We start from the raw sequence: 1,211 nt of genomic DNA, 5'->3' as shown, positions 1-1,211 counted from the left end.
CCGGCCTGCTCTCCGGCGCCATGCCGCTGACGGTGCTGGAAGCCGTCATCGACACCTACATCGCCACCAACAAGGCCTGACCCCATGACCGTTCTTGATCGCCGCGGCTTCCTCCTGACCACCGCGAGCGCGGCTCTCATGGCTGCGGCGCCCGCCCTGGCCCAGGGCCCGGAGGACGCCAAGCTCAAGACTCTTCTGGACCAAATCTTCGAGGACCAGGTGGACGAAAGCCCCCAGCGCGCCACCTCGCTGGGCCTCGACAAGGGCGCGCGGGCGGCTCTGAAAGGGCAGCTGGACGAGCGCTCGACAGCGGCGCGGGACGCCCGGCTGGCCAGGGTGCGCAGCCGGGTCACGGCCCTGAACGCCATCGACCGCAACGCCCTGTCGCCGGCGTCGAAGGTCGACCTCGATGTGGTGCTCTACCAGAACAGCCACGCGCTTTCGAACGGCGAGAAATACAGGTTCGGCGCGGTGGGCGGCCGGTTCTCGCCCTATGTGATCAGCCAGCAGAACGGGGCCTATCAGGACATCCCCGACTTCCTGGACAACCAGCACCGGGTGACCACCAGCGCCGACGCCGACGCGTGGATTTCGCGCCTGCACGACTTCGGCAAGGTGCTGGATCAGGACCTGGCGCGCATGAAGGCTGACGTGGCCGCCGGCGTTGTGCCGCCGGACTTCATCTGCGACCTGACGCTGGCCCAGCTCAAGGCCCTGCGCGACCAGCCGCCGGAGAAGACCGTGCTGGTGACCTCCCTGGTCGCCAAGGCCAAGGCCGCCGGCCTGACCGCCGACTATGGGACCGCGGCCACGCAGATCGTGGCGCAGGAAATCTACCCGGCCCTTGACCGTCAGATCGCCGCCGTCGCGGCCAACCGCGCCATCGCCACCTCGGAGGCCGGCGTCGGCCGCCTGAAGGACGCCGAGGCCTACTATGCCGACGCCTGCGAGGCCTCGACCACCACCACCATGACGCCGCAGGAGATTCACCAGCTGGGTCTCGACCAGGTGGCCGACATCACCGCGCGCCTGGACACCATCCTCAAGAGCCAGGGGATGACCAAGGGGACCGTGGCCGACCGCCTGAACGGCCTGAACAACGATCCGAGCCAGGTCTATGCCAACACTGACGCGGGCCGCGCCGAGTTGATCGCCGCCCTGAACGTGCAGATCGCGGACGTCTACAAGACCCTGCCGCTCGCCTTCGACAC

Annotated in this window: 1 protein-coding gene; it reads left to right on the top strand. The window is 68.5% G+C overall.

Annotated elements, in window-relative coordinates; translation table 11 throughout:
- Positions 1–84: 84 nt before the first annotated feature.
- Positions 85–1,211 (top strand): DUF885 family protein (locus Q7J39_RS18185; protein WP_304828602.1); only part of this gene is annotated, 1,127 nt, incomplete at its 3' end.

This window comes from Phenylobacterium sp., assembly GCF_030651185.1.
In the GTDB taxonomy this organism is placed as follows: Bacteria; Pseudomonadota; Alphaproteobacteria; order Caulobacterales; family Caulobacteraceae; genus Phenylobacterium.
The sequence above is the reverse complement of the archived record's forward strand: the minus strand, read 5'-3'. Positions and strand labels throughout refer to the sequence as shown.